This window comes from Prochlorococcus marinus str. MIT 9515, from assembly GCF_000015665.1.
GTDB classification, from domain to species: domain Bacteria; phylum Cyanobacteriota; class Cyanobacteriia; order PCC-6307; family Cyanobiaceae; genus Prochlorococcus_A; species Prochlorococcus_A marinus_P.
The window spans coordinates 1,111,321-1,131,255 of record NC_008817.1; the positions used below are offsets into that span (position 1 = coordinate 1,111,321).

Sequence of the window (19,935 nt, forward strand, 5' to 3'; positions counted from 1 at the left end):
ATGGTTTCAAAAAATCAAACTCTAACCTTAAATCATAAACCAGGCCATATTAAACATGATGGTCATAATATGACTGGATTTATAATATTTTTATGCTCTGAAAGTATTATATTCTTTGCTTTTTTCGTAGGTTACAGCGTCCTTAAAATTAGTGCACCTGTTTGGTACCCCTCAGGTATAAATGGTATCGATGTAAAGATGCCACTAATTAATACGGTAATTTTAGTCTCTTCAAGTTTTGTGATTTACTTTGCAGAAAAATATCTACATAAGAAAAATCTGTGGGGGTTCAGAATCGTTTGGTTCATCACAATGATAATGGGAAGTTACTTTGTTTATGGTCAATATGTAGAGTGGTCTGAACTCACTTTCAGCTTACAGAGCGGAGCTTTTGGGGGGATGTTTTATTTACTTACCGGTTTTCATGGTCTCCACGTTATAACAGGGATCTTACTAATGGGGCTTATGTTGTATAGATCATTTCTTCCAAACAATTATAAAGGTGGAGAAATGGGGGTTGAATCAGTAAGTCTTTTTTGGCATTTTGTTGATGTGATTTGGCTCCTTTTATTTGGTCTTATTTATTTGTGGCAATAAATTTAGTATTATTATTTCTAAATGAAAATTATCAAATTTTCAAAACATGATAATAGATGATCATCACTATGACTTCATAATAATTGGAAGCGGTGCTGGTGGAGCCACTTTAGCCCGTCAATTATCAAGAAAGGGGAAATGGGTCCTAGTTCTAGAGAGGGGAGGTCAGCTTCCTTTAGAAGAACAGAATATTATAGGCACGGATTTATTTAGAAAAACAAGATATCACCCTGAGGGGGAAAATTGGCTTGGTCCTGATGGGGATCCTTTTGCTCCTCAAACTGTATATGCGCTTGGAGGGAACACTAAAATCTGGGGTGCAGTTTTAGAAAGGATGCGAACTGAAGATTTTGAAGATCTTTCTTTACAAGAGGGAACTTCTCCATCATGGCCCATATCATATGAGGAACTCGAACCATTTTATAGAAAAGCAGAAGAAATTTATAATGTAAAAGGGAGGCAAGGTATTGATAAAACAGAGCCTAATAGATCGAGTGGTTATGATAATCCCCCAAAATCTATAGACCCTTTATTCAAAGAGATACAAAATATTTTGATAGAAGAGGGATTTAATCCCTATTATCTACCAATTAGCTGGCCTGAAAGTTCTCAAGATATTGATTTTGATAACTGTGCAATGTTTCAAAAAGGAGATGCCCAACTTTATGGAATTTATAATTCAAATCAAGATTTCCTGAGAATTAAAACCAACGCTAAAGTTTTAAAACTAGATGTAAACTCTTCTGGGAAATCTGTCAAAGGTGTTGAGGCAGAGATAGATGGGGATAAATGGCTTTTCTCCTCAGATATTGTTATTCTCTCAGCTGGAGCAATTAATACTCCTATAATTTTATTAAATTCAAAATCTTCATCACATCCAAATGGTTTAGCTAATAGTTCAAAAATGGTTGGCAAAAATTTGATGAATATTCAAATGACTTGTATTCTTCAAAGAGCTAATAATCTCACCAGTGGATATTTTTCAAAAACCTTAGGATTAAATGATTTTTACTTTGGGGATAAAAACGTTAATTTCCCATTAGGTCACATACAAACTGGAGGAGGAGTACTTAGGGATGCTTTTTTTGCGGAATCTCCGCCAGTTCTATCTTTAATTACAAAATTAATACCCGACTTTGGATTAAAGAATTTAGCAAAAAGGTCAATATCATGGTGGGCAATGACGGAAGTCTTACCAGATCCTGAAAACGCAGTAACCATTCAAAATAATAAGGTAAAAATTAATTACATACATAACAATCTTGAGGCACACGATCGATTAGTTTATAGATGGCTTGACACTTTAAAAGTTATTGAGAATAACCCCCTTTCTATATCAATAACCAGAACGCCGGCACACCCAAGAGGATTAGCTCCGCTAAGCATAGTTGGTTATTCCTGCGGGACTTGCAAGATGGGAAATGACCCGAAAACCTCAGTAGTTAATAAAAACGGGAAGTGTCATGACCTTGATAATCTTTATATTTCAGATGCGAGTATATTTCCAAGCTGCCCAAGTATTGGGCATGGTTTAACAGTTATTGCTATGTCCCTCAAATTAGGAGATTATCTTACTTATGGAAATCTTTATAAACCATTAATATGCAGACCTTAAGAATCTAATTAAGACTAATATTATCCGTAAATTATTAACTTATGATTTAAAAACTTTTCCTATATTTAAAATCAATAAATCATATGAAATAAATTTCGAATTAATTATAAAAGCTATAAATTTTAGATCGAACCAGCCAATATCAACAAAAAACCCAAAATGACAGAAATTCCCATCATAATTATCATCTTATAGAACCAATTTGGAATCTTATCATTATAAAGATTCCAATGCTCACTTTTTGTGTCCATTATTTTTTCCATCCTCATATGATTTTCTAGGATTTCAAAAATATCTTGGTAAGGCTTTAATGCTGTATAAATAAAATATTTCATAAGCATAAAGGCAAGAACTTCTATAATATTAACTAAGTATTTATACTCGTGAGACTTTTATGCTTTTCATCAAACTGATTTCTAAATTTTATTGTTAAGTATCAAATACTTACAGGAAGGTTTAAAACTAAAATTCTTTTGATAAACAAGTATTCTTTGGATACAGTTATGTATTTCTTTAAGCAGGAACCTGAATTCCAGGTTTAATTTTTGACCACCGACCAATCTCCTCATAAAAACTAGAACAAGATCTAACATCCCATTCAATTGAGACATTCCCATTTTTTTCTTCAACTAGGCTTACATGTATTAATGGATTTTTAGCATTAACATCTGGATAAGAAGTTAGATGTTCAACTTTATGATTTTTTTCTACATCATGATATGTCTTACACCTATCGACCCATTTACAATTAATACAAATACACATTTTAAAAAAAGAAAATTAATTTAATTTTTAAAGTTGCCAAATTTTTTATTTAAAAATGCCGATTCAGTTTGGAATTTTAGTTTTTCCAAATAATTTTGTTGAAATTTATTATTACCTGAACATTGCATCCCAAAAAGTAGATTGATATCTATCTCATTGAATAAATTGTTATTTATTTCCTTATTTATTCTTTCTTTCATTAGAGATGATTTTTATTATGAACTATAAACATGACAACATTTCTCGATAATAAACAGAGTAAAAATACTTACATGTAAAAAACAATATTAATTCGTGTAAATTCTGTTTAATTAGATAAATCATTCAACATATTTGACTTATTCATTTGATATTTTTAAACAATTATTTTTAGATTTTTCTTGAGTAAAATTTTATCAATTGTAAAAAACCTTTATAACTTTTCTCTAAAAATATTACGATGATCTAGAGAGTTTTCTAAAGAATGTTTAAAAATTTATATAGTACTAATCAAAAAGCATAAGTAACAAGAATAATCTGAAATTTCCTGGTAGATTTAGCGATTCATCATAAAGATTGCGAAACCAGCAAAACTAAATAATTTAGCAACTATAAAAAATGGAACTAATTTTTGAACTTTTAATCCAAAAGGTAGAATTTTGTTGATGCCTTCCATAGCTTTTTATTATTTGTTTTAGACCCTAACAAATCTTCCATAAATATTTTGTTAATAGTATAAATAAGCTACTTGAATTAGTGACCTTAATCACTCAATTTTTTTTTAAAAGGATTTATTCTTGATATTTATAATATGATTAACTATTTACGATCTCTCCTCACAATCATAAGTTTAGATTTCTGATGTATTTTTCATATGAGGAAGGTTGATTATAGATTTTTTCTAATAAGTCTTTAGCATTATTTCTATTTGAGCTCGAGTTTCTTTTAAAAAATAATATAAACTGTAAAAGCTGAAAAATGAATCCTATTATTGCAAGATTTAGAAAAATAATTTGCCAATATTCCATCTTCATTTAAGTTGTCTCTTAGTAAATGTAAACATAAATTTTCAATTCGAAAAGTACATTTAATTCAAATTATTTCAAAGCCATAACATATTAAGTATATTTTGATTTTCATTTATTTATTTTTGAGTTAAGACATAAATTTTGTTTTGAAAATTGCTCGTTACATGTTTGAAAGATTTCAATAAATCAATTATAGAATGCCCGCTTAAATTCATTAAATCAATTTTTTTTAAAAGCAAATAAAGATAGATATATCTTTATATCTTTATATTCCAGTCAAAAAATAGATGGATTTTTATAAATTTAGTCCTCTTTCTTCCATACAAAAAGAATTTATAATTAAAAAGATTTATTTTTCAGAATTAAAAATTTTTTTGAATTTATTGAAATAATAATTAAATAGACTTTCAAGCAATTCCTCAATTCAGTTAAACAGTGAGTATAATTACTTATAAAAATGAAAATTTTTGAAAGGGCGAAAATAGGTTCAACAGTTCAAATTAAACTTGATTTAGCAAAAAATCGATTAGAGAAAGAGAGTCTAAAGGCAATTGAAGCTTCCTCAATATGCAAAATAATTGATTTCAAAATTACTGATGGTAAAGGTATAGGAGTTATTTTAAAATTATCGAATGGGAAAGAAGAATGGTTCTTTGAAGAAGAGATAGACGTTCTCGATGAAAATGGTGAAATTATCGAATACATAGAAATCTTAGAAGAAAATAATTTGTTATTTGAAATTTTCAATTTCATTAAAATAGTTTCTTGGACTTTATTAGCATTAATAATTCCTACAGATTATAAGCAAAAACATAAAATTAAAGATCTTATAAATCCACTAAATTTTCTTAGTTGGTTATTAAATTCATTTAAAGATGTTTTATAAAATCTTCAAAATGCACTATAAAAATAACTTATATTTATCAACATTAAAGCGAATCTCATTTTGGCGAATTATCCAATTAACGATATAGCGCTACTGTCTCATCTAAATCTGCACAAGGTTCAATAGTGATTTCCATTAAATTTTTCCAAGGACGCCATTGTTTCCAGATAATTTCTAATGAATTTGAATTTACTACAGAATAACCTTTTCCTCGTTGAGGTAAGAACACCCAAGATTTAACATCGTAGCCTTTTGGTCTATTTTGCGGTCCTCCTTTGTCATACCATTCCGTTAGCATTTTAGCTCCATTCTCCTGTTCGTTAGGATCAGTAAATTTATAAGAAATCAGAAAAAGCATAAACAAAGATGAGCTAATTTACCCTTATTTTAAATCGACTGTCAATCATTTACACATTAGGAACTAATTTAGAAGCTGTTGTAATTTATTTATCTACAAATAGGATTCTTGTAATAGTAAAAGTTATTGTAACTTCAACATCTACTCCAAAATTATTGCCCCATAAAATCCCCTTTTCCATATATAGATTATAGGAAGTTTATAAAATTCCCAAGTCATAAGTTTTCTAATTATTTACTAATTTATTTGCAACAAGAAACCCCTCCAGAAATTCCAATCACCAGAGAGGTTGTTAAATCGATTCGTACTATATTGAACCAATCTATGTCTTGGAGTTGAACGTAGAGTTAACTCGTTGAGGTTTGGCCTCATTTAATTTATAGCACAATAAATAAAAACAAACTTTTTAAACTTCTTAATACAATATTGCAATCTTCATCAATCACTTCATAACCATCTTTCTATTAATGATCTACTCTTCTTCAATTTATCAGTTATTTATTAGTCATTCTAAAAGTTAAATAGACAAAGCAAACAAGTAATAATAAATTTACAGTCCCATAAGTAATTGCTATCCCATACATATGCATCACTTGCCTCGTTTTTTAAAATAAATTTGTGAAGTTAGAGATAACTAATAAACTAAACATAATAGAAATGTATTTATAATCATAAAAAATTTTCTAATAAACTAAGTTTATATAAACCCTCAGCTATTTATATTAATCATTATAAATAGAGGGTGAAATAAAAGACTATCTAGGACCTATAAACCTATTTAATAATTTCCAAAATTATATATTGATAAGTCTCAATTATCCCCCGTTTTCAATTAGATATATTTATGGAGAGATAATATATGGAAGATATTAATTTGAAAACTATTCCTAATAACGAACCAAGTAAGATAATGTAGTGATTTCTCTAGGACTTAAATATTCTGAGAATAATAAATAAGTTCTAACATTTTTTTAGATAATTAACTAAAAGGTGAAGTGTTATTAGTAGGAGCTATTAATAATATCTCAAATACAATTCCTGTTAAGGCTATGGGTAATACCCAAATACCTATGAATCTATGGTCAAAGAATCTTAAATAATCATTACCTTTGAAAACATTTTTTAAAGCAGTATATAAAGTTTCAGGCTGCTTATAAGAAGGTCCTGTATTTGAAGGTGAGTAAGGTTTTATAAAAGCAGATGATGCATAGAGTTTTGAAATTTTCTTTATAAAAAATATAGGCAAAACCCAAATAGCTACAAATCTAGCTCCTAACCACTGTCTTGCGTTTGGAAGTGCGTACTCTTTTATAGATTTGTTCTCTGGAATGCCAGATTCTAAATCTGCATAAATATTTTCTAAAGTTGTTTCTTTATTAGGTTTAGTAGTCATGTAATTTCTTCTATTGAGACTATTCTATCATTTTCAATTTTTATAAATTATTACTTACAAATTAATATACAAAAACTTAATAAAAATATTCCTAACTACCAAAATAACTAAAAAGCAGTTAGGAATATTTTCTTTGGCTAGGTTCATAAAGACGGATATTAAACCGCTGCAGATTCGCCAAATATCTACATATTATTTATATATAAAAAACAAATTTTTTTAAAGTAAATAATATACAAATTTATGGATATTTTTTTAATATATAAGTTATTTTTAATACAGAAATTCAACGCAGAAATTCAATAAAAATAATCTGGTAAAAATTTAAACCTCATTTTCTAAGATTGCTAAAAAGAAAATGAGGTCAAAGAGAGGTTCTCATTACAAACCGAAGGTATCAAAGCTTACGGCTAGTAGATTTCCCTAGTTTCTACTTTTATATTTATACATTGAGTTCATCAATTAAGGAAGATTTATTTTATACAATTAAGTGTCTTAAATTTTTTTAATTAATATTTTTATTGAAAGCCAATAAAAATATTAACAATACTCATTGAAAGATGGAAAAAAGCGTATAAGGAAATTGCAAAGAAGAAAAATTGCTCTTGAGGTATCATGATAATTCTTAAATTTATTAATAAAACGTTTTAATTCTTTGTAATAAAGATATTTTCTATTATCAAGTTTTCACCTGATGAATCATTTTTTGTAATCATTTTTTTTGGGTTATCATCAAAAGATGAATTAAAAGCTCCCCATTTTTTAAGCCAAAATAATGTATAGAAGAATGCAAGAATAAAGGGAGCTCCCACAATTAAGAATCTGATATCCATTCAAATCTCCCTTTTTAATAAGATTTAAACTGCATCGCCAAAATAGCTCCTAGGAAGAAAACAGTTGGAATTCCCAATGCATTTACAGCGGCAGTTCGTACAGTAAATACTGGGTAACCTTCCTCAGGCCTGTTTGTATTAATAATCGATGAATCTTCCCATACTTGATAATTTTTAAAAGGAGCCACACCCTGTTTTGGCAATCCAAAAGGTGTCAATCTAAATACATCCCATTTGCCTAACCAAAAAACTGTAAAGATCCAAGAAAAAATTATAGGAGTAATAACTAGTACAACTCTAAAGTCCATTTTTTAAAAGTTAATTTGTTATATATTTTGACCTTTTAAGAAAAATAACGTTCATATCTTTAACTTATATTTAAGCAAAAACACTTATTAACATAAGTTCTTATCAAAAGTTACTTTCTGAAATGATTTATTGGTTAGATTGAAGTATATTTTTTTTTATTTACAAAATAAATCTATTGTAGATTTGGTTCAATCTCAATAATAATTATGGAAACATTTAGATTCCTACTTTTTGGTATTGCAGGTTTAAGTGTGATATTTTGGACCGCGATCATAACTTTATGGCATACTTACATGTTCCCAACCTTCTTTAATGAAGATAAAACTTTTAATTCTGCCATAACCCAGAATAACCCTATTGCTTCAGAGCCTATTCTTGGTAATTTGGTTAACAGTAACAACTTTATAAGCAGAGAGAAATATTCAATGAAAAATCTTGTAATAGCTGATTTTTCATCTACAGAAAATAGTTTTAAATTGAACAAACTTTATACTACTGTGATGATTGGGGTATCGTTTGCAACTTTTATATTTCTTACATACGGATTAAGTAGTTCTATTACCACGGTTAGTTAAATGGAATCAATATATACTTTAGTTTTTATAACTTCTTTCCTTTATTTAATTTTTGATTCTTTTAAAGATTTCAATATTAAGTAAGTTTTCTAGTTCATTTTTTATTATCTAATAAGAATTTTCTTCTTATAAAAAAGAATACTAATGTAGTTATTATCATCACTGGTGGATGGAATGATATCGAATTCAAATATTCGTAATAACTAAAGTTTTCCAATTACTTCTTAAAAATATTGCATAATGACTATATATCATATACTTACATTTAATTGATCTAAATAATTCAATTCAATGTATAAAATGAGAATGAATTTTGTTTTAAAATAAGAATTGGATTGAAAAACTCTCTTTCACGAGGATTGTTAAGTTCTTTTGGAATTAGCAAATACTTTATAAACTGGAGTGATAATTGAGATAAATTTTATGATATTTTAGTTTTGAAAGAAGTTTCTAACATGAAAATAAAAGTTTTAATAATAAATTTTTCTATTTTAGTATTTTTTCTGCTTGCTCCTGCAGTTGCTTTAACTTTTTATAAGAGTGTAAAAAAAACATTTGAAAATCCAGCAAATAAAATTTTTTATTTATCAGATCACTTAGAAAAAGATGAAGTGAAAAATATATTAGCAATGCTAAATAACCCAGTTACTTATCAGTACAAATCTTTCACTTCTTGGGAACCTAAACAGATAAATAATGATCTAATGAAAATACAGGGTAAATATAATACAAGGAAATCATTAAATGAAAATTTAAATAACTCAAACTGGTTCTTCGGTGGATCTACGATATTTGGAATTGGCGCAGTTGATAACGAAACAATTCCCAGTAATTACGCATCCATTACAAGTGAAGAAGTTATGAATTTTGGAAGAGAAGATTGGGCTTCAAGACAATCTTTAAATCAACTCGTTAATTTGATTGGTGACGGATTACAGCCTAAAAGAATAATTTTTTATGATGGTGTTAATGACATAAGTCATCAATGTAGTAATCTCACAAAAAATGAAAAAATACCATTCCATAATAGAGAAACAATTTTTAGAGATTATATAAATAAAGGCGAATCTGATTTCTTAAGTTCTTTAAAAGTATCCTCTCAAAATTTCTTTAAAAGATTTCGTACTTACATTATTTCACCATATAAACATTTGATTATTAAATTATATAGGTCCGGAATAGTTAAAAAAAATCCATACAAATTAACAGAAGAATTACAGTGTGCCAATAATCCTATAAGAGCAAATTTAGTAGCTAAGCATTTAGTCAATAATTGGTTTGTAGCGTATCAAATAGCTAAGTCTAAGAATGTAAGTTTTTTAGCCATACTTCAGCCAAATATGTTCACCTCTAATTCAAGTATTTTCATAGACCCATATTTCGAAAGATTCTCTTACTTAAAACCTAGTTTTGATGCTGTATATCCTGAGATAAGAAAAGAAATGAGAAATTCATGTAACTATGATCTCGATTTTTGCAAATCATTAATTGATGGATCTCAATGGTTAAAGGGAAAAGAAGAAGAGCTTCTAGACTTCTGTCATCTTACTGGAAGAGGTAATATTATTATTTCTGAAAAATTGAATCAGGTAATTTTAAAAAATAAATAAATAAAAATATTGCTAGTAATTTTTATTATTCTTTAATACCATCTTGTTGGAACTTCTTTTTTATTTTATTAAATAATGAGAAACTTATGAGGAGTTTGAATAATAGAATATTTCTAGACTTTCATTATAATTATCAAACACGTCTTGACTTGGTATTATGTTACTTAATATCAAAATGAACTAAAATTAGACTTTTATAATGGTTTTAAACTTTTGCAAGAAAATAATCTTAAAGTTCATACCATTAAAAGTTGTTGATAAATTCTTTTACTACCAATTATTGATTATTGCCCCATTTATAAAACTATATACTAAATATACCGGAGCAAGTTTACCAAAATCTAGAGAACTTTTAAAAAAAGTAGGCGTATACCCTCTTTTAGATCATTATTATCAGCCATTATTTAATGATGCCAGATTAAAAAAATCTTTAAGAGAACCAAGACATCTTCCAGGAATTAATTTAAATCATAATGAACAAATTGTTTTAATAAAAGAACTAATTTATAGCAAAGAGCTTTTAGATCTAAATCTTACTAAATTTCCTGAATCAATTTACGATTTTGATATTAGAGGAGCTTTTAAATTTGGAGATGCAGAATTTCTTTACCAGATTATAAGACTTTTAAAACCAAAGAAATTTGTTGAAATCGGATCAGGCAGCTCAACAAAAATTGCTTACCAAGCCTTGATGAAAAATAAAGATGAAAGCAATATTAAATGTGAACATCTATGTATAGAGCCCTATGAAATGCCATGGTTAGAAGATCTTGGAGTAAAAGTAATTAGAAAACTTGCAGAGGATTGTGATACAAGTATTTTTTCCAGTCTTGAAGAAAATGATATTCTTTTTATTGACTCTTCACATATAATCAGGCCACAAGGGGATGTGCTTAAGGAATATCTTGAAATAATTCCAACTTTAAAAAAAGGAGTATATGTGCACGTTCATGATATTTTCACACCAAGAGATTACTTAGACGAATGGATAAGAGAGGAAGTACATTTTTGGAATGAGCAATACCTTCTAGAGGCCTTGTTGTCAGATTCAAATAAATATGAAGTAGTTGCAGCACTAAATCACCTTTACCACAATAACTTTAATGAACTAAAAATAGTTTGTCCATACATTACAGAAGGATTGGAACCCGGTTCATTTTATTTTAAAATTAAAGCTTAAATGTTTAAGATTGCATTCATCAAAGAGGCCTGTTATCAGGATCTATGGATTGGTGACAATAAAGATACCTCTTCTGATCTTATAAGGTCAACTTTGTTTAGAACTGGGCCTATAGGATTGTTAGAAACATTTGGAAGTGATTTTTTCATAGTAAATAGTAACAATTCAAAAGCTGGTGAAAAGATTAGATTTTGTCAAATACCTAAAAATTATATTTCAAAAGAAGATTATAAATTAATTGAAAGAACCAAGATTAGAATAAACTCATCTAGATTTCCCTCGAGATGTCCAAATGATTTTTCCCAGGATCCTGAGAAAATAAATTGGTCAAAATACGATATTGTAATTAGCCTTAACTTTGCTGTCCCAATTTCAATAAGAAGAAAATATCCTAATATTTTATGGACTTGCATGACAGGAGAGGGGAGATTTCCTATTCAAAGTTCATTTTGGGATTACTTTATTTCTCATGATTATCCAAATACTCCAATAGCTAACCTTAAAACAATTAATATGCCCTATACATTCATACCACCTAGATATGTTTTTGATACATTCAGAAATTCTCAAAATAAAAAAGGCATCTATTTAGAAGTTAACAGCAAAAGTAATCCATCAAATAGCATCGCTTTATTTAAAAAATTTGATTCATTAAAATTAAATATTGAATTTCACTCTGAAGAAATTGAGGAAAATTTAAAAAAACTTGCATCATCCAAATACTTCATTAAGTTAAATGGGCGTCCTGTGAGAGGAAATAGTTTTTTGGAGGCAATGTCAGCAAGTTCTCTTTGTTTACTTAATTACAATGATTGTTATGGTCAGATTCCTTTTCATCAATATTGTTACTTTAAAGATGAAAAATCTTTAATTGATAAACTTCAATTTCTTGAAAAAAATAATGATTTTCTTCTTGAACTTTTAAATTATCAAGATTTAGTACTTAAAAATATGATTGAAAATGTAAAGATTCAATTTGAAAATGCCCTCTTAAAAAAAAGAAAGTCTTTGAATTCAAAAAAAAATAAGTTATCTTCAAAAAAGATTGGGCTTAAGTCAATATTCAAGAAATCATTGCAACCAATTATTGTTGGTACTTGTCATGAGAGCCTCATTAGAATTAATGATCCAATTATAGATCCAACAAAATATCTCCCTTCAATATTAGAGTAAATTTCGAGATTACTTTAATTTCTTATCAAAAATCATTTTCATTTTGCGAAGGAGTTTAAGGTTATTCTCCTAAATTCTTGCATAGTATAGGATATCTAAAATCTTATATCCTTAATCGCATGGTATATTTTTGAGTGATTAAAAATTTTTATGAAAAAGATAGTTTGTCCAATATGTTCTGATGAGGGGGAATTTTCATTTATATCAAAAAACCATTATGAAATTTATTGCTGTAAAAATATAAACTGTAAGCACTACTTCTTGCCAGATCCTCAAAAAGGACAAGGTATTCACTTAAGGAATGATGATCTAACAATTGAATCTGATAAAAATCTTAAAGAATTCGGAGATAGAAATAAAAGACTTTTAAAACTATTTCTCAAAAAAATACCTCGAAGCAAAAAATATAAATTCCTAGACTTTGGATCAGGTTGCGCTCATATATCACGAACATTTAAAACTTCTTTGAAAAAGAAAGCAAAAATTTACTGTTTAGAAGCAAATCAAAAATGTAGAAAATTTTATCCTCAATGGGATCTTATACCAGTTAATAATTTAGATGCTATTGAAGAAAAAATTGATTTAGTTTATATGATTGAAGTGATTGAACATTTAAAAAACCCAAGAGAAACATTATTAAATTTGAAGAAAGTTATGGATAAAAATAGTCTTTTATTTTTATCTACACCGCCTGGATACAATGATGAAAAATTAACAAATGCATATGATAATCCAACCCATATTCACTTTTTCACGCCTCAAAGCCTTAATAACCTATTGACCTCAATTGGTTTTAAAAAGCTTTCTTTCGGTTCTTTTTCAGAAATGTATCCTCTAAAAAGAAAACAATCGATTGTGAAGGAAATTATATATAAATTTAAAGTTTTTGTAAAAAAGACTCTTATAAAAAATAAAGGGAAAAGCATTAAAAAAAAATATCCTTTTCATTTAGTTGGATTTACTAAATTGGATATTTGATTACTTAAATTCTTTAAATTTATATAATTTTAAATCTAAGCTAAGAATTAGGTAATACTTTAAATTACGATATTCAGTAATGAATTATAGAGTTTTTCCAATAACCTTTTTTGATAAATATTCTTTATATATCGTGGGAATTCTAATCACAAAATCCCTCTCAAATTATTTATTAACTTCTATTTTGTAGAACAATAAAAGAACTTATGAATATTAAAAAATATCTACGAGTACTTTAATGTACTAGGTCTTAGAACGAATCTAGGAACAAAGATTTTCTTTTTAGCGATTAACTCATTTAAATTTGGTAGAAATCAGAAATAAAAAATAAAAATATCACCTCTTTAATTTGAATTATTTTAATTCAAATCAAAACTTTCTAAAATCTTCCAAAGATGTATATCCTCATCTACTTGAACTAAAGCTATTTTTGACATTTTGATTGGTTTATTAAATTTAGGTAATTTTGAAATTAATATTTTCTTTTCTTTTATTTCATGATTTCCATAAGACAAACTAATATGAGGAGAATAGTTATTTCCCACATCAAATTTGTTTAGTTCGTAGATATTTTTTCTAATTTCATTTAGAGGTCTAGATTTTTTTATTGAAATATAAAATGATTCATACTTTTTTTGTTTAAAATCGTAACCTTCTACATTCAACATAATTACGGAATTACTTTCGCCAAAAGTTTTTAATTTATTTAAAAAAGGTTTATCAATACTCAAATAAGGTCCTGCAAGAGTTATATGAGTTTCAAAAAATGGGCTTTTTAATTTACTTTGAACTTTAACTTTTATTTCATTTAAAATATTAGTCTCTTTAGAAGGGAATAGTCCCCATAGCCAATAACCTTTATTTATTCTCATTTTATTAATTTAGATAATTAAGGGTAGAAAAGTGAAAAGGTATATTTTTTGAAATAAGAACTTAAAATTTAGTATAAAACCACCTAAGAAAAACATAGAAAAAATCTATTAATCATTAAAAATTCTTATAAGAATATATTAGAAAAAAGACTTTTAACTAGAGAAATATTTTCAGATTTTGATTAAAGATTCCTCCTATCTATTTAATTGAATCACTTAGTAATAAGTTAAAATCCTTTTTCCATGATTTATTTGGAAGCGATTTGAAATTATTCGTTTGGTGATTATTTATAAAGGTTTTAATTAATAAAATCTATTAAAAATATTTTTTTTTAATTCTTTAAGCTTTTTTGAATTAGAATATTTAAAGATAATAAATTTAGATACGTATTTACTAAGTAAGTTACTGCCTTTAATTTTTTCTCCATTAGGTATTGTGTTAATACTTTTGGTTATTTTTATTATTAGAAAAAAATTAAGATTTATTTATTCCGCGCTTATTATTTTATTAGTCTTTAGCAATGGGGTTTTTTCTGAATGCTTATGGCGATTGCTAGAGTATCCATGGAAAAGATTAGAATTTTCCTCCATTAATTCTGCAGATGGTATTGTTGTCTTAAGTGGGGGCAGGCATTTACCACTAGGTAATACCAAAATAATTGAATGGCATGATCCAGACAGGTTTCTAGCTGGTATAGAACTTTATAAAGCTAATAAATCAAATAAATTGATATTTACTGGAGGAGTAAGTCTACTAACTTCAAATTTACCTCCTGAGGGAACTATCTATATCAAGGAAGCAATATCAATGGGTATTCCTAAAAAAGACGTTTTAACTACATATCCTGTTTACAATACCCTAGAAGAAGCTGAAGCAGTTAAGGCATTACTATACAGAGAAAAACCCTTAAGTAAAAAAAAGATAATCTTAGTTACTAGTGCATTCCATATGAAAAGAGCAAAAAAAGTTTTTGAGAGAGAAGGAATGAATGTTTTACCTTATCCTGTAGATTTTAAAAGTAGTAGAAATTTCATCTCGTCATTAACTAATATATTTAAGTGGATTCCAAGCTCTTCTAATCTATATAAAAGCTCAATGGCAGTTAGAGAAATTATTGGGAGAATGATATATAATTCTTGGAGATAGAAGTTAGATTAAGACTTTATTTAAATAGCAGAGATATTTCTTTTAATGCATTTTATATTATTTCCTAATAACATTTAACTTTATAAAAACCTAAATAAATATATTAAAGGTAAAAATCAATAAGATATAGAATCACTTTTTTATTTCAAGTATGATTATTATTTAAATATCTATATAAAAAGGCAATTATATAGATGAAGTTTCAAGCGTGTAGTTAAATATGAATTAATCAAAGTTATAGAAATTATTACCAGTCTCGATTTTTTTATGAATTAAATTTTATCTCTTTTTATATGAATATACGCTAAATAAATTTATTAAAAGTCATTCAGATTTGAATCATAAAAACTTTTTAATAATGATTAATAAATTTTAAAAATGGTGGAGAAATAATATTAAATTTATAGCTTATAGAGGTTTTTTAATCTTGTTTTTTTTTGTTTATTTGTTTATCCAATAATTAAAGAACCAAAATATAAAAACATATTAATTTTCCTCACTAGAAAAGTTGATTAAAGTAATTTTAAGGAGGATGAAATAGAGAAAACACTTTTATGAGAACCTCTTAAAATATTATGGTATTGTTATAAAAACAGGGTTATAAAAATTTCTTAGGATTTAATGCAAGTATTCCTCAATCAATATAATTAATCACTTTCAAAAATAAATTATCTATATGAAGTGGATGATCTAAAATACAAGCCCTAAATAACTGTTTATAATAAAGGGAATAAAATTTTAAAATTTAAATGTTTAATTCTATAAATAAAGAAGATTTACCTTTAAAAGATTTAGTCACCTCTGGTTTATTAATATTTATAGTATCTACAATAATTGCAAATTTATACAATCCCTTGTGGGGGTTTATTTATGCTTTGGGTAATATTCTAACTCTTGCTTTCTTGAGCTGGCTTTATCAAGATTCATGGAATACCCATCGGAAAAAAAAATAGAACACAAAAAAATTCATAATGCGAATACAACTCAAGAGATCAATTAAAATCAACGTTAGTAACAAAAATTTTTTAAAATAGTAAAACAATAGTTAACTTAAAAATTGAGTAATTCTAATTTTGATAAAAATGGAATAGATAGTAATGGAACTCATTGGCTACAATATGCTGCTTTTACTTTTTCTGCTATTGCCATTTTCACTACTTGGGCTTTCTTTTTTGATTATAAATTCCACAACTTGATAGTAAATATTCTTAGAGTTATAGATTGTAGCGGCTTTAATTGTAACGGGGTTTACTAAAGTTCACATGGCTAATCCAGATCAAAAAACAATCTTAATTGAGCAAGCATTCAAAGATATTAAAGAAATTTGTAAAAAGTACCAAGATGATTCGGGTTCATCAAATTTAGAGGTTAAAGCTCTATTAATTGAAATAGCAAATTTATGGGAAGCAGATGTAAAAAATAAATTTGGTTTTAGATAAAAAACAATTAATCAAAAATCTTCAACTTAAAATTCACACAAAATATACGAAATAATCTCTAAATACTTTATTTATTACAATTTATTTGTTCCAATATTTCTATAGATATAGTTTAAATTATGTAAGAAATAAATCTTTATCACCTTTTAATACTTTTATACCTTTTATAGATCTGGTCCAATAATTAGTGCTTTTTTTTTTATTGAATCATATCTGCTATTTCTGTTTGCTTAATATCTAAAAATCTTTGCGAATTAGTACCTTTAGCGAGAACCAAAACTCTTTTTTCATGACAAGTTAAACAAACATTCTAAAATAAAATTTCATTATCTCTTTTAGTTGAAGAGATAGGGTATCTATCTCTAAATAAATATTATTTAAAAATTAAAATCTCTTTAAAAAGTAAATTACTACTTCTGTACTTTTAAGTTAGAACCATACTTTATTTTCACAAGATAAGAAGCTAATAGCGACAGCACTAAAAAAAATAATAAACTTTCCAAAGTAGATTGAGGCATAACCATAATTGAGTGAGAGAAAATTACTATATTTCTATGAAAACGAACTTTATGAAAAAATCAAATCGTAATGTTTTAATTCGCTAAATATTTCTCTGATCGCCTTATTGCTCTTATAGCTCCTTTGTAATCTCCTTTGTTATATTTTTCATCACTTTTTTGTTCTAGTAACTTGACAATTTTATTTTTTTTAACTTCATCAATTTTCAACTTATGATCATTTATTAAATCGAATTTTGACTTGTATAGTTTGGATAATTCTTCTTTGAAGTTTTCAATGATCTTTTCATCACAATATTTAGAATTTAAGATGGACCTTACTTCCCTTTTTTCTTCTATTGCTCCTTTAAAATTTCCCTCTCTAAATTTTTTTTCGCTAGACCTAGTCTGATTAACTATATTTTCAAAAGAGAATTTATCAGAATTCAGCATTTTTTGAATTTTATCTCAGTTAATAATAAATCTAACAAATTATATTACATAGATTTTTAGTTATTTATATCTTTTTAACCTATTAAAAGTTATTTCTCTAGAAACAAATAATACACTATTTCATTTGTTGTTTTTTCCATCCTTTGAGGTCTATAGTTATCTGAAATTTCAACAAGTCAAATTATCCAAAAAGTTCCTGTTATTAAATTTAAGGCTTTTGTAAATATACAAAGGTGCTATATTGTGATTAAGAAATTCTGAAAATATCTTCATATTCATAATCTGAGTTTTAAGTTTTAGACTTTAAAAATTTCTATTTCTTAATTGGATAGAGTTATTCCAAAAGAATAAATTTTTATTGAAAATTGATAATTGATTCAAAGTAAAAAGGTTTTAAAAGAAGATTTATTAAACATTTAAATTGATTAACTGATCCAACGAGTGATTTTTTTTCCTTCATAAATATGTCCAGAGGCTTCAACAATTGGTTTTGTATCGGGATTTATAAAAATATCACATAAAACATTCTTATTACCTTAAAAAATTACTATTGCTTTTTTTGGGATTATCTGAAGATTTACCAATATAAAAAGTCCCAACACTCATCTCACTGCACATTGCTTGTTGTTCCGGTTTCCTCATATAGGCTTCATATTCTTAAAGGTATTGCTAAATCTAAATTCAAGAACTGTAGTTTCAATCGCCATAAATTAATGAATTAGATATCTATAGCTTAAGTTCTTTTTCAACAATTACTCAAAATATAAAGCACTTTAAAAAATCTTAAATATCATGGAAGTATTTAATTATTAAAAAATAAGTTTTTATTCAAAATAATTATTAATTATTTTTATAAATAAGTTATAAATCAACTATAAATATCGTTTAATATTTTGGACTCAAAAATTTCTCAAAGAGAGCAATGGACAAGTAAGCTCGGATTTATTCTTGCTGCTGCTGGGAGTGCTGTGGGACTCGGCAACTTATGGGGATTTGCTTACCGGGCATCTCAAGGAGGAGGAGCTGCTTTTGTAGTTTTATACATACTAATTGTATTAATTGTTTGTCTTCCAGTTTTTGTAGCCGAAATGGCTTTAGGAAGAAGTGCAATGGCAAGTTCATTACTGGCTCCGGTGAAATTAGGAGGGAAGAATTGGTATCCACTAGGAATTCTTTTCTTTATAGCTCCTTTAGGTATTGCTTCATATTACTCAGTGATAATGGGATGGACGGCAGACACTTTATTTCACTCATTATTTTTTGGATTACCAAAAAATCTAGGCGAAGCTGAAAATTTCTTTGGTTCTATAAGTACTGGAAGTAGTGTTTTGTTGGGGCATTTATTAAGTCTTCTACTTACAGCTTTTATAGTTTCGTCAGGAATAAAAAAAGGGATCGAGAAAGTCACAAGATATTTTATGCCTATCCTCTTTATAATTATTGTAATTCTAGCAATTTGGGCAACTTCCCTTTCAGGAGCATGGGAAGGATATAAAGCTTTCTTATTTAAGTTTGACTTTTCAGAATTAAGAAACCCTCAAACGATAAGGAATGCTTTTACTCAGGCATTCTTTTCTTTGAGTTTAGGTATTGGAATAATGGTTACCTACTCTTCATACTTAAATAAAAAAAGTAATTTACCAAAATTAAGTATTGGTGTTGCTTCATTAGATACCTTAGTAGGACTAATGGCGGGCTTAATTACTTTCCCAATAGTTTTAACCTTTGGCTTAAGTGATGCAATCTCTGAGTCAACAGTTGGGGCATTATTTATTTCTATCCCGACAGGATTAGGTTCCTATGGTTTTGCAGGTAGGTTAGTAGCTGTTGCTTTTTTTGCATTAGCTTATATAGCTGCTATTACTTCTTCTGTTTCTCTTTTGGAAGTGCCTGTTTCCTCATTAATGGATAAATTTGGATTTAAAAGGGGTAAATCTGTATGGATAATCACTTTATTTCTATTCTTAGCGGGAATTCCATCAGCATTAAATTTAAATATCCTTGGAACGGTTGATTCAATATTTGGGGGCGTATTACTTATCTTCGGAGGATTCCTAGTATCGTTCTTCATGGGATGGGTGGTTCCAGGAAAGTTCAATGAAGAACTTAATACTTCTAAAGTAGGCAAAAAAACTTATCTATATTTAAAGTTTATGTTGAGATGGGTATCGCCTCCAATTATTGCTTTTGGATTAGTGATAAGTATTTTTGACTTACTTAAAAGCTGGGTATCTTGAGAGAAAAAACG

Annotated in this window: 20 protein-coding genes; 12 read left to right on the plus strand and 8 right to left on the minus strand. The window is 27.3% G+C overall.

The genetic code is table 11. The annotated features are described in order from the left end of the window. Positions 1 to 597 carry a cytochrome c oxidase subunit 3 gene (locus tag P9515_RS06090; RefSeq protein WP_011820571.1) on the plus strand — a complete coding sequence of 199 codons (597 nt, stop codon included), beginning with the start codon at positions 1 to 3 and terminating at the stop codon, positions 595 to 597. A 46-nt stretch (positions 598 to 643) separates the two neighbouring features. After that, complete coding sequence (locus P9515_RS06095) at positions 644 to 2,212, plus strand: GMC oxidoreductase (RefSeq protein ID WP_011820572.1); 1,569 nt, start codon at positions 644 to 646, stop codon at positions 2,210 to 2,212. 513 nt (positions 2,213 to 2,725) lie between these two features. Here P9515_RS06095 and P9515_RS06105 read toward each other — a convergent pair. Together P9515_RS06105 and P9515_RS06110 are read right to left on the minus strand one after the other, a co-directional pair. Next, positions 2,726 to 2,977: a Ycf34 family protein gene (locus P9515_RS06105; RefSeq protein ID WP_011820574.1), complete on the minus strand. Its 252-nt coding sequence runs from the start codon at positions 2,975 to 2,977 to the stop codon at positions 2,726 to 2,728. A gap of 20 nt (positions 2,978 to 2,997) precedes the next feature. Next, on the minus strand, positions 2,998 to 3,177 hold the full coding sequence (locus tag P9515_RS06110; RefSeq protein WP_011820575.1) for a hypothetical protein: 180 nt from the start codon (positions 3,175 to 3,177) through the stop codon (positions 2,998 to 3,000). A 1,264-nt stretch (positions 3,178 to 4,441) separates the two neighbouring features. Here P9515_RS06110 and petP point away from each other — a divergent pair. Next, positions 4,442 to 4,870 (plus strand): cytochrome b6-f complex subunit PetP, encoded by a 429-nt coding sequence (petP, locus tag P9515_RS06120; RefSeq protein WP_011820577.1) that lies wholly within the window; start codon positions 4,442 to 4,444, stop codon positions 4,868 to 4,870. A 76-nt stretch (positions 4,871 to 4,946) separates the two neighbouring features. On the opposite strand, the gene P9515_RS06125 is transcribed toward petP, so the two are convergent. From P9515_RS06125 to psbF, 4 genes are all read right to left on the minus strand, one after another. After that, the gene (locus tag P9515_RS06125) at positions 4,947 to 5,228 is read right to left on the minus strand and encodes a DUF3303 domain-containing protein (protein ID WP_011820578.1); all 282 of its coding nucleotides are present in this window, start codon (positions 5,226 to 5,228) and stop codon (positions 4,947 to 4,949) included. A 979-nt stretch (positions 5,229 to 6,207) separates the two neighbouring features. Continuing rightward, positions 6,208 to 6,621 (minus strand): hypothetical protein, encoded by a 414-nt coding sequence (locus P9515_RS06130; RefSeq protein WP_011820579.1) that lies wholly within the window; start codon positions 6,619 to 6,621, stop codon positions 6,208 to 6,210. Between the two features lie 647 nt (positions 6,622 to 7,268). After that, positions 7,269 to 7,454 carry a hypothetical protein gene (locus P9515_RS06135; RefSeq protein WP_011820580.1) on the minus strand — a complete coding sequence of 62 codons (186 nt, stop codon included), beginning with the start codon at positions 7,452 to 7,454 and terminating at the stop codon, positions 7,269 to 7,271. Positions 7,455 to 7,468: 14 nt separating this feature from the next. Continuing rightward, positions 7,469 to 7,762: a cytochrome b559 subunit beta, long form gene (gene psbF / locus P9515_RS09370; RefSeq protein ID WP_071818456.1), complete on the minus strand. Its 294-nt coding sequence runs from the start codon at positions 7,760 to 7,762 to the stop codon at positions 7,469 to 7,471. A 207-nt stretch (positions 7,763 to 7,969) separates the two neighbouring features. Here psbF and P9515_RS06145 point away from each other — a divergent pair, with 207 nt between their 5' ends. The 5 genes from P9515_RS06145 to P9515_RS06165 all read left to right on the plus strand — a co-directional run bounded on the left by P9515_RS06145 (position 7,970) and on the right by P9515_RS06165 (position 13,279). Next, positions 7,970 to 8,338, plus strand: coding sequence for a hypothetical protein (locus tag P9515_RS06145; RefSeq protein WP_011820582.1), 369 nt, complete (start codon positions 7,970 to 7,972; stop codon positions 8,336 to 8,338). A 437-nt stretch (positions 8,339 to 8,775) separates the two neighbouring features. After that, positions 8,776 to 9,948: a hypothetical protein gene (locus P9515_RS06150; RefSeq protein WP_144038782.1), complete on the plus strand. Its 1,173-nt coding sequence runs from the start codon at positions 8,776 to 8,778 to the stop codon at positions 9,946 to 9,948. A gap of 199 nt (positions 9,949 to 10,147) precedes the next feature. Continuing rightward, a complete protein-coding gene (locus tag P9515_RS06155; protein ID WP_011820584.1) occupies positions 10,148 to 11,128 on the plus strand; it encodes a class I SAM-dependent methyltransferase in 981 nt (326 codons plus the stop codon). Beyond that, complete coding sequence (locus tag P9515_RS06160; protein WP_011820585.1) at positions 11,129 to 12,301, plus strand: hypothetical protein; 1,173 nt, start codon at positions 11,129 to 11,131, stop codon at positions 12,299 to 12,301. 150 nt (positions 12,302 to 12,451) lie between these two features. Next, positions 12,452 to 13,279: a class I SAM-dependent methyltransferase gene (locus tag P9515_RS06165; RefSeq protein ID WP_011820586.1), complete on the plus strand. Its 828-nt coding sequence runs from the start codon at positions 12,452 to 12,454 to the stop codon at positions 13,277 to 13,279. A gap of 359 nt (positions 13,280 to 13,638) precedes the next feature. On the opposite strand, the gene P9515_RS06170 is transcribed toward P9515_RS06165, so the two are convergent. After that, entirely contained in the window at positions 13,639 to 14,151 is a 513-nt protein-coding gene (locus tag P9515_RS06170; RefSeq protein ID WP_011820587.1) for a 2'-5' RNA ligase family protein, read from the minus strand. 436 nt (positions 14,152 to 14,587) lie between these two features. On the opposite strand from P9515_RS06170, the gene P9515_RS06175 reads away from it, so the two are divergent. The 3 genes from P9515_RS06175 (at position 14,588) to P9515_RS09800 (ending at position 16,737) form a co-directional block, all read left to right on the plus strand. Continuing rightward, positions 14,588 to 15,298 carry a YdcF family protein gene (locus P9515_RS06175; RefSeq protein WP_011820588.1) on the plus strand — a complete coding sequence of 237 codons (711 nt, stop codon included), beginning with the start codon at positions 14,588 to 14,590 and terminating at the stop codon, positions 15,296 to 15,298. Positions 15,299 to 16,047: 749 nt separating this feature from the next. Further along, the gene (locus tag P9515_RS06180; RefSeq protein ID WP_011820589.1) at positions 16,048 to 16,251 is read left to right on the plus strand and encodes a hypothetical protein; all 204 of its coding nucleotides are present in this window, start codon (positions 16,048 to 16,050) and stop codon (positions 16,249 to 16,251) included. A 309-nt stretch (positions 16,252 to 16,560) separates the two neighbouring features. Further along, the gene (locus P9515_RS09800) at positions 16,561 to 16,737 is read left to right on the plus strand and encodes a hypothetical protein (protein ID WP_011820591.1); all 177 of its coding nucleotides are present in this window, start codon (positions 16,561 to 16,563) and stop codon (positions 16,735 to 16,737) included. A 593-nt stretch (positions 16,738 to 17,330) separates the two neighbouring features. Here the strand turns inward: P9515_RS09800 and P9515_RS06190 are convergent. After that, entirely contained in the window at positions 17,331 to 17,687 is a 357-nt protein-coding gene (locus P9515_RS06190; protein WP_011820592.1) for a hypothetical protein, read from the minus strand. Between the two features lie 893 nt (positions 17,688 to 18,580). Between P9515_RS06190 and P9515_RS06200 the strand changes: the two genes are divergently transcribed. Continuing rightward, entirely contained in the window at positions 18,581 to 19,924 is a 1,344-nt protein-coding gene (locus P9515_RS06200) for a sodium-dependent transporter (RefSeq protein ID WP_011820593.1), read from the plus strand. The last annotated feature ends 11 nt before the right edge of the window (positions 19,925 to 19,935 follow it).

Excerpts from the sequence above, each read along its gene's own strand:
- petP (WP_011820577.1), top strand. The coding sequence starts at position 4,442 with ATGAAAATTTTTGAAAGGGCGAAAATAGGTTCAACAGTTCAAATTAAA.
- P9515_RS06090 (WP_011820571.1), top strand. The coding sequence starts at position 1 with ATGGTTTCAAAAAATCAAACTCTAACCTTAAATCATAAACCAGGCCAT.
- P9515_RS06160 (WP_011820585.1), top strand. The coding sequence starts at position 11,129 with ATGTTTAAGATTGCATTCATCAAAGAGGCCTGTTATCAGGATCTATGG.
- P9515_RS06190 (WP_011820592.1), bottom strand. The coding sequence starts at position 17,687 with ATGCTGAATTCTGATAAATTCTCTTTTGAAAATATAGTTAATCAGACT.
- P9515_RS06095 (WP_011820572.1), top strand. The coding sequence starts at position 644 with ATGATAATAGATGATCATCACTATGACTTCATAATAATTGGAAGCGGT.
- P9515_RS09800 (WP_011820591.1), top strand. The coding sequence starts at position 16,561 with ATGGCTAATCCAGATCAAAAAACAATCTTAATTGAGCAAGCATTCAAA.
- psbF (WP_071818456.1), bottom strand. The coding sequence starts at position 7,762 with ATGGACTTTAGAGTTGTACTAGTTATTACTCCTATAATTTTTTCTTGG.
- P9515_RS06130 (WP_011820579.1), bottom strand. The coding sequence starts at position 6,621 with ATGACTACTAAACCTAATAAAGAAACAACTTTAGAAAATATTTATGCA.
- P9515_RS06125 (WP_011820578.1), bottom strand. The coding sequence starts at position 5,228 with ATGCTTTTTCTGATTTCTTATAAATTTACTGATCCTAACGAACAGGAG.
- P9515_RS06105 (WP_011820574.1), bottom strand. The coding sequence starts at position 2,977 with ATGTGTATTTGTATTAATTGTAAATGGGTCGATAGGTGTAAGACATAT.
- P9515_RS06170 (WP_011820587.1), bottom strand. The coding sequence starts at position 14,151 with ATGAGAATAAATAAAGGTTATTGGCTATGGGGACTATTCCCTTCTAAA.
- P9515_RS06180 (WP_011820589.1), top strand. The coding sequence starts at position 16,048 with ATGTTTAATTCTATAAATAAAGAAGATTTACCTTTAAAAGATTTAGTC.
- P9515_RS06155 (WP_011820584.1), top strand. The coding sequence starts at position 10,148 with ATGGTTTTAAACTTTTGCAAGAAAATAATCTTAAAGTTCATACCATTA.
- P9515_RS06135 (WP_011820580.1), bottom strand. The coding sequence starts at position 7,454 with ATGGATATCAGATTCTTAATTGTGGGAGCTCCCTTTATTCTTGCATTC.
- P9515_RS06165 (WP_011820586.1), top strand. The coding sequence starts at position 12,452 with ATGAAAAAGATAGTTTGTCCAATATGTTCTGATGAGGGGGAATTTTCA.
- P9515_RS06145 (WP_011820582.1), top strand. The coding sequence starts at position 7,970 with ATGGAAACATTTAGATTCCTACTTTTTGGTATTGCAGGTTTAAGTGTG.
- P9515_RS06110 (WP_011820575.1), bottom strand. The coding sequence starts at position 3,177 with ATGAAAGAAAGAATAAATAAGGAAATAAATAACAATTTATTCAATGAG.